The sequence below is a fragment of the Streptomyces mobaraensis NBRC 13819 = DSM 40847 genome (assembly GCF_017916255.1).
Classification (GTDB): Bacteria; Actinomycetota; Actinomycetes; order Streptomycetales; family Streptomycetaceae; genus Streptomyces; species Streptomyces mobaraensis.
On record NZ_CP072827.1, the window covers coordinates 6,748,076 to 6,763,127 of the forward strand.

Sequence of the window (15,052 nt, forward strand, 5' to 3'; positions counted from 1 at the left end):
TCCTTTCTCGTTAGCCGCCGAGGTAGCGCATCGGATCGACCTGAACGCCGTTCACGATGAACTCAAGGTGGAGGTGGGCGCCGGTGACGTTGCCGGTGCTGCCGACGTCGCCGATACGGGCGCCGGCGTCGACCGCCTGGCCCACGGAGACGCTGATGGCGGACATGTGCGCGTAGCGCGTCTTCACGCCGTTCTCATGCTGGACCACGACCGACTGCCCGTAGGCGCCAGCCCAGCCGGCCTCGATGACCTGGCCAGTGCCGGCCGCCACGATGGGCGTGCCCTGGGGGGCGGGGAGGTCCAGACCCGTGTGGTGGCCGCTGGCCCACATCGAGCCCTGCTGACCGAACGGAGTGCCTGGGGCGGCCTGGACCGGCTTCACCCAGTCGCCCACGGCAGACGTGGTCTCCTCCGGCTGGACCTCCGGGACGTCCTTGCTCGGGTCGTACGGCTTCCCGTGCTTGCTCGGAGCATCCGCGGGCTTCCCTCCGGAGAACTCCACGACGAGCTTGGCCGCCGCCAGCTCGAACGAGGCCGGAGCCATCGGCGAACCGGAGCGCTGGACCTTGTGCGACGCCTCCCACAGCGGCATGGACTTCCACCCCGGAGCGAGTTCCTTCATGGTCGTGAAGAACTTCCGCGCCGCGTAGGCCGGGTCCGTGACCTGTGCGTGGGAACCCCAGCCCATCGAGGGGCGCTGCTGGAACAGGCCAGCGGAGTCACGGTCTCCGCCCTGAAGGTTCTGGAGCCTGCTCTCCTGGTACGCGGTCGCGATGCCGATCACAGCGGCACGCGGACCGTCCTGAGTGCCGAAGATGGCGAGTGCCTGGTCGTAGATGACGCGGGCGTTGTCCGTCTCGGCAGCGGTCAGCGGCCGGTCCCAGCCCTTCTGTACCACCGGGGGCTTGGCGGGCATGACGTCCCCGAGCGTGACGGTGGAACCTTCCGGACTGACCGGCTTCACAGGCTTTAGCGGCTTCGGCTGCTTGTTGGTCTCGCAGGTGCAGGCTGTGCCGTTGTTCACCGTGTCGGGGACGAGGATGCTCTTCCCGTCAAGGTTCACGTGCTGGCCCGGGAAGATCAGGTCCGGATCAGGGAACCGGCCCTTGTTCATGTCGAGCAGCTTCTGAAGGCTGATGCCGTGCGTCACGGCGATACCCCACAGGGTGTCGCCCTTCCGTACCGTGTACTTCTTCACTCCCTGGTTCGGCTTCTCCGTATCCGGCTTCGAGGGAGTGACAGGCGTGTTCTCGCTGCTGGTAGTCGGGTCGGGCTTGCGATCGGGTGTGGGCTTGGCATCCGGCTTCTTCGACGGCTCCTTGGTGGGCTGCGGCTTCTGAGTCTCCTTCTTATCGGGGATGTTCAGCTTCTGGCCCTCGTTGATGCGGTTCGGGTCCTTCACCTGCGGGTTCGCTGTGAGGAGTTCCGCCAGGGTGACGCCGAGGATGGCGCAGATGCCGATCATGGTCATGCCGCGCTTGACCGTGAACTTACCGATGGGCGGCTTCCCGCTGCCCCCGTTGTCGGGAAGGATCGCGGTCTGGTCGGTCGAGCCTGCCTTGTACTTCGGCCGAGCGAACCCGTGGATGCGCGGGTTGCTGATGTCGGTCCACTTCTCGTAGACCCCGTCGCCGTTGTAGTACGTACCTCCGTACGAACCTCCGGTGTTGCCACCGATGACCCGTATTCGATCGCCGGAGACCTCGGTGACCATGTCCACGTGAGTCCCGCCAGAGGGCCCGTACATGACCAGGTCGCCGGGCTTGGGGCCCGAACGGTGAAACTGGCCGCGCTCCTTGAACCAGTCGGTACACGCCAGGCAGGACGCGGTAAGCGGGACCACATCGGTGTTGCCGGTCTTCACAGCCAGCCATGAGATCCAGGTCTGACACCAGGGCTGGTTTTGAGCCCAACCGAGACCGGGGACCTCGGGCGGGTACTTCGTCCAGTTGTCCTGTCCTTCGCGGTAGCCGAGCTGAGTGCGGCCCTTGTCGATCATTGACTTGGCGGTGTTCGCCACGTCGCCTCCTTTCGTAAGCCCTTGCGGGCATGCGAAAGGCCGCCCACTGGGGCGGCCTGAGTTAGTTAGTTATTTGGATGCTTGGGGCGGACACCTCCCGGGCTGTCGCGGGTGCCGTGTTGTGCGGCGCTGAGCAACTACTCCGAGCCGGGTTTGGTCGCCGTCGTCTGAGGCGTGATCCCGTGAGTGCGGAGCTGATGCTCGAAGTCCGCGGCGACGCGGCGCCAGTAGTCCGCAACCTCCTGCATCTGCTCCAGCGCCTTGTTGGCCTCGGTGCGCCAGCGCTCCAGGTCCTGAATGTGCTGGGCGCGAGCCTTGTTGAACCCATCCCGCCTTGCCTGGGATGCCCTGAAGAAGAGGCCGAGTGAGGTGATTCCGCCTACACCGAGGAGGGCCGTGATTATTTCTGCGACTTGCATCGCAATGTCCTCCTTCCGGATTACTGGCCGTGGAAATTCGCCTTCAGGTACCCGCCGCCGGTGAAGATCGGATCAGCTCCGTTAATCGCGACCTTGGCGTAGATGTAGATCCGTTCACCCGCCTGGTAATACTGCTTCGGCGTCGTATAGACCTTGGTCTTCATCCTGGAGCCGGTATTGGGGGTGTAATCCTCGACGAAGAAGTCACGCCAATCGCCTGGCTTAATCCGGTGGGAAACAGTGGTGCGGATACCTGCGTCGTACGTACCGTCGCATTCCAGCTGAACGGAAAAGGTGTAATAACCCTTCACTCTGACCTCAAGGGCATGGCCGTGCCCATCCTGTTCTGACATCAAGGCCATGCGGTTGATGGTCCCGCTCCAGGGGACGAGGTACTGGGCTCTACTTGTGAACGAACCCGCCTTGGAACGCAGGTCCGCGTTGATTATTTTGGGATGCCGTCCACCACCTTCTTCAAGGCGTTGATGGCGTTCAGAAGCTCGGCGTCCTTCTGTGCAAGTTCGGCATCCTTCGCGTCGAGGGTGCGATGCTTCCCCCTCGCTTCCGCCATGAAATCTTCCAGACCCGGGGGGATGCTAGGAGTGTTCTCCAGTTTTGTGATCCTGGCGGCCTGGTCGCTCATCTTGATTTCCGTGGCCGTGATGCGCCCCTCGTGGACGGCGTGGTTCTGCTCTCCCTGCATGACCTTGCTGATCACGCTGGAGAAGGAGTTGTCCCCGCCGGCATCGAGGACGTGGAAGGCGCCCTCCTTGGAGTAGAGAATCGCCGCACCGCTCGTAGCGGCGGTCGGCACCTTGTCCGAGTCGTGCAGGGCGACGATGCCGCTGTCGATGACGACGTTGCCCTGCTGGTCGACGGACACCGCCTTGTGACCATCCTTGCCGTGAACGGACAGCATCTCGGCGCGCTCGTCCGTCTGCTGGAGAACCGGCTTTCCGCGAACCTCAAGATCTCCGTCGATACGCGCACCGCTGTTTGCCTCCAGCTTGCCCGGGACGCCCTGCGGCCCAGGTGCGCCCTGGGGCCCGACAGGGCCCGTTGCGCCGGTATCGCCCTTGGGCCCCCTCGGACCGACGTCACCGGGGATGCCCGGCTCGCCGTCGAGGCCGGGCTCACCGGCCGGCCCCGCCGGCCCCGTGTAGAACACCGTCGAGGTGTCGATATTGCTGTAGTCCTGGAGATCCTTGATGTTCCACTCTTCCTGGCCAGTCGGAAGGTGCACGAAGAACCGGCGGACCGGAAGGCCGGCCAGTTCCTCGATGACCTCGTAGTGGAGACCGCCAAGTACCTCGGTGTGGAATGTTCCGGTGACGTCGAGTTCAGTCACTCGCGAGGAGCCGCCGATCACGCTCTGGTCGAGCCGATAGAACTGCTTCTCCGGGACTACGAATCGGACGCGGCCTCTGTGCGGCTCGCCCATGGGATTGAGATAGGTTCCCCTGACCTTAACTATTTCCAAGTGAACTCCTTAGCTGGGGCCCGGCTCGCGGTTCAGGCTGTAGACGCGAGCACCCCAGTCGTCCTGGCGATGAACGCCCGCGCCAGGGTTGTGCTTCAAGTCGAGCAACTTGCCGTTGTCTGCGGTCTTGTAGGTACTGAAGGAAACATCCGGTGGACGGATCTGCGCCTTGTCACGTGTCCGTGAGCCGCTGCCCTTGCCGTTCTCACCGAGCACGTCACTGTTCATGCTGCGAGCCCACACAACGAACCATCGCTTCGAGTCGATCTGCTGGGTTGCGTGCAGGCCGTCATCGAGATTCATGTGCTTCCACTCCATCTCGAAGCGGTGCAGCTTCTCCGCGGACCCCGCCTTGAAGAGGAAGTTCGGGCCCCACCCTGCGATGTCGGACCGCCATTCCGGGGGAGAAGCGCCATGCTCGCGTGTGACGCCGATGCCCATCTGAAACTCCGAAGACCCGGCGAACTCGAACTCCAGACGAAGGAGATCGGTGCGGGAGCCGTGGGCCTGGATGATGTACCAAGGCCGCCAGCCGTCCGAGTTCACCAGAGCCCGCCACTGGTGCGTGGTGACGCTGTAGGACAGGCTCCGGCCCGTCCAGCCTCCGAGGTCTGCCCCGACGCTCAGGCTCGGCCGTGAGACGGATGTGACGAAGGCCCTGCTGGTCGTCGTCGAGGTGAGCGCGCCGGCCGTGGTCACGCTGGGGGTACCTACAGAACCGTGCGCGGACACGCTGGTCGGGTAGTTCACCGAGATACCGCCCGAGAACTGCTGGTGCCGGAGAGGCTGCCAAGCGTTGAGGTACTGCGTGGCTGCCACCTGTGACACGGGGTACCGGTCGATCACGGCATCAGGAGGCGGGAACTCCAGGCTCTTCAGTCGCCTGTCGATGCTCGCCAGCGAGTTGTCGAGCCCGCCGGCGAAAGCGCGTTGGTTGGCCACTACTCCCACTTCCCCTTCTTGAACAAGCTCTCCTGGACGAGCGTCAGCTCACACCGGTCGGTGCCGTCGCCTTCAACGCGGACGCGGTTTTCCGTGACCACGAAGGGCTCCTTGATGTCGATGAATCCCGTGTTGGCCTCCAGGTTGATCTTGACTCCCAGGTTGGGGTTCAAGGTCTGCGGGTCCTGGTAGGCGCTCGGGTAGGTGATGACCCGCGGCACGCGTATCCCCTTGTTGCCAAAGGCCAGTTGCGTCTCCGCGCGCGAGTCGAGTGTCTTGGCGTCGCCGATGCGGTCGAAGCGGCCCACGACGTCACGGACGGGGACCTCGCGTCGAAGCAGGGTGTTGTCCTTGCGGCGTCGGATCGGGAGGTTGCCCGACCTGCCGATGGCGTAGGAAGTCGTCGCGATCTGCGTGCCGTCGAAGTAGATCTCCGGGACTTCGCAGTTCACACGGTCCCTCAAGGCCGGCAGGGGCTTCCCGTCACGGCCTGTGGCCCATTGAGGGGTCCGGTCCCTGGTGTTCTTGAGCCAACACCGCAGGTACTCGTCTGGTTGGCCCTCGTTGGCCCGCGCCGAGTCCATCAGGAGGAAGAACCCGTTCAGGTCGTCGGCCATGTCGTAGAAGTCGTGAGCGATCTCCCGCCACTCTCCTGGCTGGGCGTTCCACTCGTACTTGCGACCTGTGTTGACGAGCTGGTTGTACTCGGTGTTGATGCCCCAGTTGACGTTCTCACCCCACATCTGTCCCCGGATGAGGTCGATCTGTTCTTCTCTCCGGAGGACCCCGCTATGGTTCCGTGTCTCGTAGAAGGACATGAAGTCGCGGGCATGCATCTGGAGTGTGCGGTCACTCATATCCATCCGCATGTTCCAGATAATTCCGGACCACACGAGATACCCATCCTGCCGGTCATCCCACTCTTCAGACTTGCGAACGATCCCCAGGCAGTAGTGATACGGCTCGATGCCGGACAGCTTCTTGAGCTCTGGCTGCCACTCCTCGGGACCATCCAGCGGGATAGTGACAGTGGCCTGCCCAATGTCGTCCAGCTTGAAGCTGTACTGGATATCAACAGCCGGGATGCCCTTCGCTACGATGTACGGCCGGAATCCCTTGTACTTGAGGCTGTGCGTGGTGTGGAGCGGGTGGCCGGGATCGTCGTACCGGTAGTCACCCATCGGTCTCCACTTGTAGATCCGAACCTCATAGGGGTTCTGGGGCACGGTCTCCTCCCTTCCACAGCGAAGAGGGGCGGCTCGGGCCACCCCTCTTGCCTGCGGCGCTTGGTTAGTTATTGAGATTCTTCGAGCGGGTGGGTCAGGAGACCTGCACCAGTGAGATGCCGGAACTCACGTCGTCGGTGACCGTGGCATCGCCACCCACCGACCGGACGTAGGCGTACACGCCATCGCCGGCACCCAGGTAGACCAGGCCCGAGCAGCTGACGCGCCACTCGATGTTCTGCTCATGAGTCGAGTAGGACTGGCCCGTGATGATGTGGTTGTCGGCCTTGCGCTTGAGCTCGACGAAGAACGTGCCGGACCGGGAGTACTTGGTGAACCCGTTGACCGTGCACATCACCTGGTACATGCCGCTGACCCTGGCCTTCGCGACTCCTGCGTTCCGGTCGAAGTCGCTCTCCTCGGCGTACCACTTCTGCTTGAACGGAACGACCTTCCAGGCCGCACCCACCGTGACCGACTTGAAGACGCCCCGGGAGAAGAACGATGCCTTCTGCTCGACGCTGCCGACACGGGTATTGAGCTTGGACACCTCGGCCTTGTTGCGGTTCACCTCACCGGTCAGGGCCTCCGTGGCCTTCTTGAGCATGTCCGCGGTCGATGCTGCTTCGGTGGCCCTGGCGATGGCCTGCTTACCCTGGTCAGCGGCGGCGGAGACCTCGTTGATCACATCTCGCTCACCGACGTACAGGCGGCCGTCACCCTGGATGCGTATGTTTCCGGTGTAGCCCTCAAGGCTCTTCAGGTCGCCCTTCTCGCCCTTCTCGCCCTGGTCGCCCTTGAGGCCCTGCGGGCCAACGGGCCCGATCGGGCCGATATCGCCCCGGGGCCCCTGGGGGCCCATGAGACCCGCCAGCTCGATCCACGCCACGACTGGTTCGGAGCCCGCGGGCCGAGACTCATCATTGATGTACTGCTTCTGCCAGACCGCTCCAGTCCCGGTGTGCAGGTACATGTCGCCGGCCGAGCCCTCGGAATCCGTGGGATTGCTGGAGTTGGCGTACCACTTGTCTCCGGAGAGGACGCCCATGGTGACCCACTTGCCGGCCTTCCGCTCGAAGAGCTCGTAGTTGAAGGAGTTGTTGGTGTTCGGGTTGGGCGTGTGGGTGCACTGGATGTAGAAGTTGCCGTCGTAGGCATCGACCGGCGGGGTCTCCGTACCCTGACGGATCGAGGACCCGTCGCGCACCCACTTGTAGTCGCCCTGGAGCATCCAGCGGCTACCCGTCAGCAGGTCCATGTACTGGGTCCCCGGACGGAAGAACGACCGCTTCGCGGCGTCCGTCGTAGGTGCCAGCGGAGGGGCGCCTTCGCGGGCGGGCCCCGTCTTGGTGACGAGGTACTGATCCGTCTGCGGGTGGAGTCGGTAGTCCTGGATCTCCCAGGTGCTCGGGGTAGGCCGGGTGAACCGGGCCAGGACGAGTGAGCCGTCCTTGGCGTCAGTCAGGGAGGCGACGACCTGGGGGACGATGTCCACCGGCTTGTCGAGCCCGCTGAGCTCCGGGCTCTGGACCTGGAGGACGATGAAGCCCGAGTTTGCTGTCGTGGTGAGAGTGAACTGCTTGGGCTCCGTCCGTTCGATCCAGAGCAGGCCCTGACGGTTGTCCTTGTTGTTGTCCTTCACCCAGGCCCGTCCCGGAGATATGAGGACGGTGTTCGTGGCATCCACATGGGGATCGACGTAGAAAGATTCCTGAGTCTCGATCCCCTTCGTGAAGTCCATCATGGAGCCGAACATCCTGCGGAAGTCCTTTGCCGCGTACTTGGCTCCATTCGTGAAGTTAACGTTGGTCACATCTGCCATTTGTCATCCTTAGATAAACTTGTCGAGCGTCCAAGAGACCTGCCCGCGGAGATAGGGGACACTTGCATAGGCGAAGGCGCGCGGCCGGATTTCTTCTCCGGGATTGCCTGACATCAGGTAACACATCACGGTCGTCCCCGCGTCGAGTCGGAACCACTGGGAGAACGCCAAAGCGGAAGTCACCTCAGTGCGTCGTCCGAACTGCGTGATGAACGCCTTCTTGCTCTTGGTGTCGAACTCGAACATGTCTGAGGGGCCCAGTTCCAGGGGTAGGCGCCCGTACTTCGTGATCCCGATCTTCCCGACCAGGTCACCCGTGGGGGCCTCAAGTGCCAGAGCGTCCACGCTGTATCCGGTTGGTGGTTTGCGTACCTCCACCCAGACGCCGCCCTGTGCCGGGCCGTAGACCTTGAAGGCCATGTCGGATGGGGCCATTGAGCCGTTGGCGACCACGGCCGGCATCTGGTCGCGGATCTGGGCCGTGTTGGGTATCTCTGCCGCAGTCCCGTTGGTGAAGTCGAACATCGGGGCGTCGGGGCTGGTCACGTCGATCCCGCCCTTGTCCCAGGTGCCGGCCGTCATGTCCCGGTGGTACGTGCCGGTCGCCCTGATCCACGGGTCGGTGCAGTCGAACTGCACGTCGATGATGGGCGACAGGGTGGACGCATATTTGCTGTCGATGGTCACCGAACGCTTCCGTACGCGGCCCCGGACCTTTGCCATGGCGCCCTGAGCCACACCGGGGATGCAGAAGTGGAGCTCTTCCTCCCTTTCCCCGTACGTGAAGGCGCCGTTGACCTCACCCATCAGGTCGGCCAGTTTGGTCGGGTCCTTGGCGACGACGCGGAAGCTGAGGTGGATCGTGCGACCGCGCATCCAGTCGCGCCCCGGCCAACGCCCGTGGGTGGCCACCATCTCGATGTCGTAGTCCTTGATTTCAGGCATGTCACCGATACCGGAGATCTCCAGAGGGATGAGCGGGGAGTCGTCCCCGAGGAGGACCCCGCGGTACCACAGGGTCCAGTCCTTCCCCGGGAACTTGTCCGTCCGTGCGCTGTCTCTCAACGTGTGACCCTTCCACGCCAAAGGGGCCGCCCATGAGGACGACCCCTTACTTAGTTAGTTAGATGTTTGGGGCAGGCCCCTTCCGTCGCTCTTGAGCGGCGCTGATCAGCACCTCATCGCGTGATCCGCTTCAGCTGCCAGGCCACCTCGCGAGAGATCGCGAGCGGGTCGGCGTTGGTGCTGGCGTTCACCGTCACCTGGTTCTGCGTGACGGGCTCGGCGTCAGAGGAGCGCTTCTCCGTAGGAGAGTTGAGGGCTGAGGATAGGGCGCCTCCGCTTTCGTACGAGGAGTACGTCGATTCGGGCAGTTCCTCGCGGAACTGGTCCGCATCGAAGGGTGCCGCGTACGCGAGCATGAACGGGCTCATGGCCATGGGCGCCATCGAGTAGGCAGCGGAACGCGACTCCGAAGCGACCTTGTTGATCTCGGTGACCGTCTTCGTCGTGTTGACCTGCACGTTGATCGTGTAGGTCTGCGAAGTCACCGCGTTCAATGCCGACTTCATGGAGTTGGCGGCCGTGCGGACCGCGTTCGCCGCCCGGTTGGCCTCGGTCTGCACCGTGTTCGCGTAGCCGGGCCACTTGTCGCCGGCATCCTTCGGGACCGCACCTAGTGCCTTCGTGGCTTCCCTGCTGTGCGAGTCGATTCGAGACTTCGCCGTGCTCAGTGTCGTCTCGATCTTCTTGGCCAGATCGTTCCATGCCTGCGAGCTGGTCACGTTCATGTTCGTCGTGCCGGTCTTGGCGTCGTTGACGATCTTGTCCCACGTCGCACGAGACGATGCACTCATGCCGTCGTAGGCCGACTTCGATGCCTCCTTGGCGCCGTCCATGTTGGACTTGATGCCGTCCTTGCCCTTCTGGGCGCCCTGCGTCGCCTGCTGAGCCATCCGTTCGGCCTGGAGTGCCACCGCGTCGGCCGTGGCCGAAGAGCCAGTCTGGAGCGAATCGAAGATGGTCTTCGACTTGTCGTTCATGGTGTTCATGTGCGTCGTCCAGGACACCTCGGCCTGGGATGCGGCGGTATCGACACGGATCTGAGCGTTCTCGGCGGCGGTGCCGATCCCGTTGTTGATCTGGTCGGTGTACTCCTGGATGTTGGACCAGTTGGTGAGGATTCCGTCCTTCATCTGGCCGTGCGCCTGGGCGACCTGCTGTGTGGCTGTGAGGGCCTGCTGCTGGATCGCGAGGAGCGTCGAGTTCGTGCTCTCCTGGAGGTCATCGAACATCGTCCGCGTGTCCTGTGCGGTCTCCTTGTTGTCCGAGGTGAACTTGCCCTTCAGCCAATCCCAGGCGCCGCCCAGGGACTTGAACGCACCGGGCAGGTCGCCGGTCATGAGCTGCGAGGCCGCGGTCATGCCGGCGGCCAGCGGAGTCAGCAGGTCAACGAAGCGGGCGAGACTGTCAATCAGGGCCGGACCTATGGCCTTTGCCAGGTTGGCGAAGTTCTCACCCAGGCTCACCAGGGCCGCGATCATCTCCGGCTTCGTCAGCTCCGTCATGAGGTCGCCCATGACGACGACCATGCGCTTGATGCTCTCCACCACGGAGGAGTCGGAGAGATTCGTCAGGATCTCAGCGATCACGTCGCCGATCGCCATCATGATGTCAGGCGAGGCGTTCGCCCAGACCACCATGAAGTTCTCCAGGGCGGGCATGACCTTCTCCATCGCCGCGCCGATGCCGTCGAGCACGGTGGGCAGGACGCGGGCGCCGGCGGCCATGAAGCGGGCCATGGGTTCGGCCGAGTCGGAGAAGGCTTGAGCGATGGCCTCGAATGCCTTGCCGAAGTCCTCGCCGTGCCGGGTGGCCTCCTCGACCCATCGGCCAACGCCCTGGCCCAGAAGGCGAAGCCCCTCCTGGACGTGCGTCATGAACGAGTCGAACTCGGTGGTGTCGAGCGCTCTGCCCATCCGCTCACCGAGTTCATCGAAGAACGCGGCGACCCCGTCTGCGACCTTGCCCAATGCGGTTGCTCCGTTGGACATGTTGACCATGAAGCGGCCCAGGGCCATGACCACCACATCGATCCCGCGGCCCATCTCGCGGACGACTCCGCCGAACTTCTCGCCGTTGGCGGCGAAGAGCTGAACGAAGTTGCCGAAGGTTCGTCCGAGGCCGATGAAGGTGTCCTTCAGGGCATCGGCGAAGGCCACCATCCCCGACTCTTGAAGAGCGCTTGTGACTCTGGGGAGTACCTGGTCGACAAAGCCTGTCAGCGAATCGACCAGTGGCTGAACGAACTTGGACCCGGCGTCGAAGAACTCCTCCAGTTCCGGGCTGATCTTGTCGAGCCACTTCACGATCCCGTCGAACGCCTTATCGAAGGCGTCGAACATGCTCGACGCGGCAGGTCTGACCTTGGACTCAAGGACCGACTTCAGTTCCTTGAACTTCTCCTTCACCTTGTCGGTGTTGAGAAGCATCAGGCCCAGCGCACCGACCATCGGCAGCAGTGGAACCGTCGCCAAGGCGAGCGCAGCCGCGCCGGCCGAAGCCATCGCAAGGGCCATGGCGCCCAGCAGGCCGACGATGCCGACCGCCGCACTGATCATCGAGGCGAGGGCGGCACCCAGCGCCGAGATGACGCCGACCAGGGCGCCGCCCGCGAAGACCACCAGGCCGAAGGTCGAGGCCAGCACGACCAGCGTGATGACGAGCTGGGGGATGCTGGAGGCCATCGAGACGAACGCCTGGCCCATCTTGCTGGCGAACCCGGAGGCCGAATCCGCCATGCCCGCCAGTGATCCGGTAATCCGGGCCGACATCGCGGCGAAGGCTCCTGACCCCTCAGCCGCCGCGGCCGTCGCGGAGGCTCCCACTTTCAGCAGGCCGGCGCCCAGAGCCGCCGCCACACCGATCACGCCGGTCAGGACAGCGCCGAGACTCTTGAACGCCAAGGTGCCTGTACGCCAGAGCGAGTTGAGCATCCGGGCCGCGGTGTAGATGAAGTTATTTCGGATGTTGGTGGTGATGACCACCTCGCGCCGATGCGTCAGCCACGCGAGACGGGCGGCCACGGCAGCCACACGAGCGTTGTCGAGGTCGGGATTGATGTCCACCTCTCGCCGGCGCTCCAGAGCCTTGAGGGCGGTCCTCGCGCGGGTCGCGTCCAGGTTTGCCTGGATGTAGACGTTCCGGTGCCGGTCCTCCCCGCCGAGCGCCGCAAGGCGCATGCGTGCACGGGCGTCGTCCAGCTCGGCCCGGAGCTGCACGTGACGGTCGCGGACCAGGCGGTCAAGTTCGAGCTCGGCCTTGACCGCATCGACCTCCGCCCGGAGAGCGATCTCCTCGTTCTGCAAGGCCCGACGGATCTTGCGCTTGAGGGCAGCGTCATCAATGTCGACGTCGAGCTTGTTGTCCTTGATCACCGCGTCAACGGTCATCGTCCGATCTCGTGCCGCTGCCGCCAGCTTCGCCTTGGCCGCAGTGGTGTCCGCATCGACCTTGACGTTGATGCGCCGATCTCGCGACAGGGCTTCGAGTTGGCCCTCGACCTTCGCTGTGTCAGCGACGACTTCGAGCTTCAGCTTCTTGCCGTTGAACCAGGCGATCAGCTTCGCTATCTCACGCTTGAACTTCGAGGTGTCGGGAACGACTCGGATATTGACCGCACCAACGGTCTTGCCGCCAGGTCCGTCAGCCATGGAACCTCCCTAACTTACTTTGAACGGGGCCCCCTTCCCTTCTGTCGAAGAGGAGCGGGCCAGGATTGCAGAGGGAATGGCAAACGTTTTCTGGCCGCTTTCGCCGTACAGCTCGCGATCCTCGGACGGGTCTGGAAGCTCGTCATCGAGGGCGTTGGCGAATGGGTTGTACTTCTTCTCGTTCTCCTTGGTGGCACCCGGACGGCGGTATGGCTCGGGCTGTTTCACGCTCCTCGGGTTCTTTACCTTGGAGCGGATAAAGGAGGTATGCATGGACTGAATCGCATCCAGCATCTCGGCCAGGATGAACGTGTTGCGGTCCCAGCCGAAGTCGGAAACGCCTCCCTCGCAAAGCGCCCTGCTCTTGAACGCAGACTCCAACGGCAAGTGCTCGATGAGCGCGAGGCAATAGCGGGGAGGCAGCTCTCCAGTGAAGAGGCCGTGAATGTCGATTCCGTAGAACCGCATCAGGTCAGCAGCTATCTCTCCGCCGAACTCGTCAAGGGCTTTGCGGAGGCTTAGGAGTTTCCCGCTTCGCCCTCCTCCATCCAAGCCGTGAAGACCTGATTCCGAGCCGACATCGGCAGCTTATCGAGTGCATCGCGGAGGCCGTCCTTCTTGTCGGCCGCAGCAACCAGGCACTTGTCCATGGCATCGATCTTGCCCTCTTCGGAAACCTTCTCGCTCTGGATGATGTCGATGTACTTGAGGACCGACTTGAAGTCGGCACCCGGAAGGTTCTCGAATCGCCGCAGCTTGATGGTCTCGCCCTTGAGTCCCTTCAGCTCAAGGGCCGGAGCCTTCTCCGCCTCGGCCAGCAGTGCCTTGAAGTCCAGAATCGCCATAGTCTTTCTCCCTTTCAGAAAGTCGAATGTGAATGCCTCCCTTTCGCCTGGTGAGCGCAGGCCGAAGAAACCCCCCGGAGCGGAAAGGGAGTAAACACTCCGGGGGGTTGGTATTAGAGGTCGCGGTCCGCCGTGATGCGGACCTTCGGGAACACGCGTCCCAGGCCGTCTCGGTCAGAACCGGGGATAATCTTGTTGTCCTTGTCCAGCTCCAGGTAGGCCCGGCCCTTCACGATGGAGGCCCGAACGGGAACCTCGGTAAGGGCGGACGGGTCCAGCGTGATGCTGTCGGCGCCGATCAGACGTACCGAGGGGTAGTACCAGGCCACGACGTGCTTGCCGTCCGTGCCGATGATGTACAGGGCCTTGTCGGTCGTGGTCGGAGTGTTCGGGATGACGAACTGGCCATCCACAACAGCGGAGTCGCCGGCGCCGTAGTAGAGCTTCAGGGTCTCCAGGCTGATATCCGCCAGGTTCATCGTCATGGAATAGGACTTGGGCGGCGAAGTCACCTCAAGCGCCGGCACCTGCCAAGTGCCAAGAGTCTCGGGGTCGTCACCCTCGACGGCCATTTCGATGCCGTTCTCAAGAGAGGTGTTGCCGATGGAGACCCACTTGGCCGCGATCTCCTTCAGGCCGTCCTTGTAGGTGAAGGAGATGTCCCTGCCGGTCGGCTCGAAGGGGAACGTCGGAGGAGCGGGTGTATCGACCGGCGCGACGTAGACGTAGCCGGTCTTCGGGGCGAGAGCGTAGTGCTTCGGCTTCAGCTCCTCGGGGGTAGGCATGTTGCCTCCTTTCAGCCCGTCAGGGCATGGCAAAGGGGCCGCCCATCAGGACGACCCCTTAGTTAGTTATTTGGATACCTGGAGGAGCCCCCCTCACCGGTGGCTGTGGACGATGTAGCTCGCGACGAACCGGTGCACGTCGGGGTGGTTGAGCTGGGTGTCGCCAGGCGAGTAGAGGGGCCCCGTCACTTCCTTGAAGTGCGAGAGGCCGGGATTCCCGGGCTCGGACTTCGACCGGAAACGTTCAGTGCAAGCGGCCTTGAGGGAAGCTCGGACCTGACGAGCGAGCAGTGACGCTTCCCGCCGCGAGTTGTGGAAGGCGTGGACCGTGAAGACTCCCGCGTCAAGGTGGTTGGAGTCGCGGGCCGTGCCGGAACTCTTGCGGATCATCACGAGCGGAAAGAGGTCGTACCAATCGTTCGGCATGGCCACCCGGATCGTCGGCTTTACGCCGAACTCCTTGTCCAGGTAGACGCCGACAGCTTCGATGACGATTGCCTCGGAGTCGGGGAGGAGGTAGGCGGTCAACTCAATCCCTCCTCGATGATGTGGATTCCCTCGACCCACCTGAGCTTGGGGCCGCGCTTGGTCTCGCGTAGCCAGTGGCCGTAGTTGATGCTGATGATGTTCGGGTCCGTGAAGACGATCGCATAACCCTTGTTGTGGCGCCGGATGTCGATGTGATTGATCAGCCAACCCGAATCGACGTGCCCGGCCGCCTTGGCCATGACCTTGGCCTTCTGCCTCTCCGCAGCCTCCTTCAGGGCTGCGGTGACACCGGGGAGGCCGGCCACGATCTCG

Annotated in this window: 14 protein-coding genes; all 14 read right to left on the reverse strand. The window is 63.4% G+C overall.

The features are described from left to right. Positions 1 to 10: 10 nt before the first annotated feature. Positions 11 to 2,020 (reverse strand): peptidoglycan DD-metalloendopeptidase family protein, encoded by a 2,010-nt coding sequence (locus J7W19_RS29040; protein ID WP_004938181.1) that lies wholly within the window; start codon positions 2,018 to 2,020, stop codon positions 11 to 13. Positions 2,021 to 2,157: 137 nt separating this feature from the next. Beyond that, the gene (locus tag J7W19_RS29045; RefSeq protein ID WP_004938179.1) at positions 2,158 to 2,439 is read right to left on the reverse strand and encodes a hypothetical protein; all 282 of its coding nucleotides are present in this window, start codon (positions 2,437 to 2,439) and stop codon (positions 2,158 to 2,160) included. A 20-nt stretch (positions 2,440 to 2,459) separates the two neighbouring features. Further along, positions 2,460 to 2,801, reverse strand: coding sequence for a hypothetical protein (locus J7W19_RS29050; protein ID WP_004938176.1), 342 nt, complete (start codon positions 2,799 to 2,801; stop codon positions 2,460 to 2,462). 83 nt (positions 2,802 to 2,884) lie between these two features. Next, a complete protein-coding gene (locus tag J7W19_RS29055; protein WP_201768174.1) occupies positions 2,885 to 3,919 on the reverse strand; it encodes a collagen-like triple helix repeat-containing protein in 1,035 nt (344 codons plus the stop codon). Positions 3,920 to 3,928: 9 nt separating this feature from the next. Continuing rightward, entirely contained in the window at positions 3,929 to 4,861 is a 933-nt protein-coding gene (locus J7W19_RS29060; protein ID WP_004938172.1) for a hypothetical protein, read from the reverse strand. Beyond that, a complete protein-coding gene (locus J7W19_RS29065) occupies positions 4,861 to 6,087 on the reverse strand; it encodes a hypothetical protein (RefSeq protein ID WP_004938170.1) in 1,227 nt (408 codons plus the stop codon). The genes J7W19_RS29060 and J7W19_RS29065 overlap by 1 nt, the downstream gene beginning before the upstream one ends. Positions 6,088 to 6,181: 94 nt before the next feature. Next, complete coding sequence (locus tag J7W19_RS29070) at positions 6,182 to 7,909, reverse strand: collagen-like triple helix repeat-containing protein (protein WP_201768173.1); 1,728 nt, start codon at positions 7,907 to 7,909, stop codon at positions 6,182 to 6,184. Positions 7,910 to 7,918: 9 nt separating this feature from the next. Continuing rightward, entirely contained in the window at positions 7,919 to 8,854 is a 936-nt protein-coding gene (locus J7W19_RS29075) for a hypothetical protein (RefSeq protein WP_158688712.1), read from the reverse strand. Positions 8,855 to 9,087: 233 nt separating this feature from the next. Beyond that, positions 9,088 to 12,621, reverse strand: a complete 3,534-nt coding sequence (locus J7W19_RS29080; protein WP_004938165.1) for a hypothetical protein — start codon at positions 12,619 to 12,621, stop codon at positions 9,088 to 9,090. Positions 12,622 to 12,630: 9 nt separating this feature from the next. Then, positions 12,631 to 13,173 carry a hypothetical protein gene (locus J7W19_RS29085; protein WP_158688711.1) on the reverse strand — a complete coding sequence of 181 codons (543 nt, stop codon included), beginning with the start codon at positions 13,171 to 13,173 and terminating at the stop codon, positions 12,631 to 12,633. Further along, positions 13,140 to 13,466, reverse strand: a complete 327-nt coding sequence (locus J7W19_RS29090; RefSeq protein WP_004938159.1) for a hypothetical protein — start codon at positions 13,464 to 13,466, stop codon at positions 13,140 to 13,142. Before J7W19_RS29090 ends, J7W19_RS29085 begins: the two co-directional genes overlap by 34 nt. Positions 13,467 to 13,579: 113 nt before the next feature. Then, entirely contained in the window at positions 13,580 to 14,251 is a 672-nt protein-coding gene (locus tag J7W19_RS29095; RefSeq protein ID WP_004938155.1) for a phage tail tube protein, read from the reverse strand. Positions 14,252 to 14,344: 93 nt separating this feature from the next. Beyond that, a complete protein-coding gene (locus J7W19_RS29100; RefSeq protein ID WP_004938154.1) occupies positions 14,345 to 14,779 on the reverse strand; it encodes a hypothetical protein in 435 nt (144 codons plus the stop codon). After that, complete coding sequence (locus J7W19_RS29105) at positions 14,776 to 15,045, reverse strand: DUF5403 family protein (RefSeq protein ID WP_004938149.1); 270 nt, start codon at positions 15,043 to 15,045, stop codon at positions 14,776 to 14,778. The genes J7W19_RS29100 and J7W19_RS29105 overlap by 4 nt, the downstream gene beginning before the upstream one ends. Between the last annotated feature and the right edge of the window lie 7 nt (positions 15,046 to 15,052).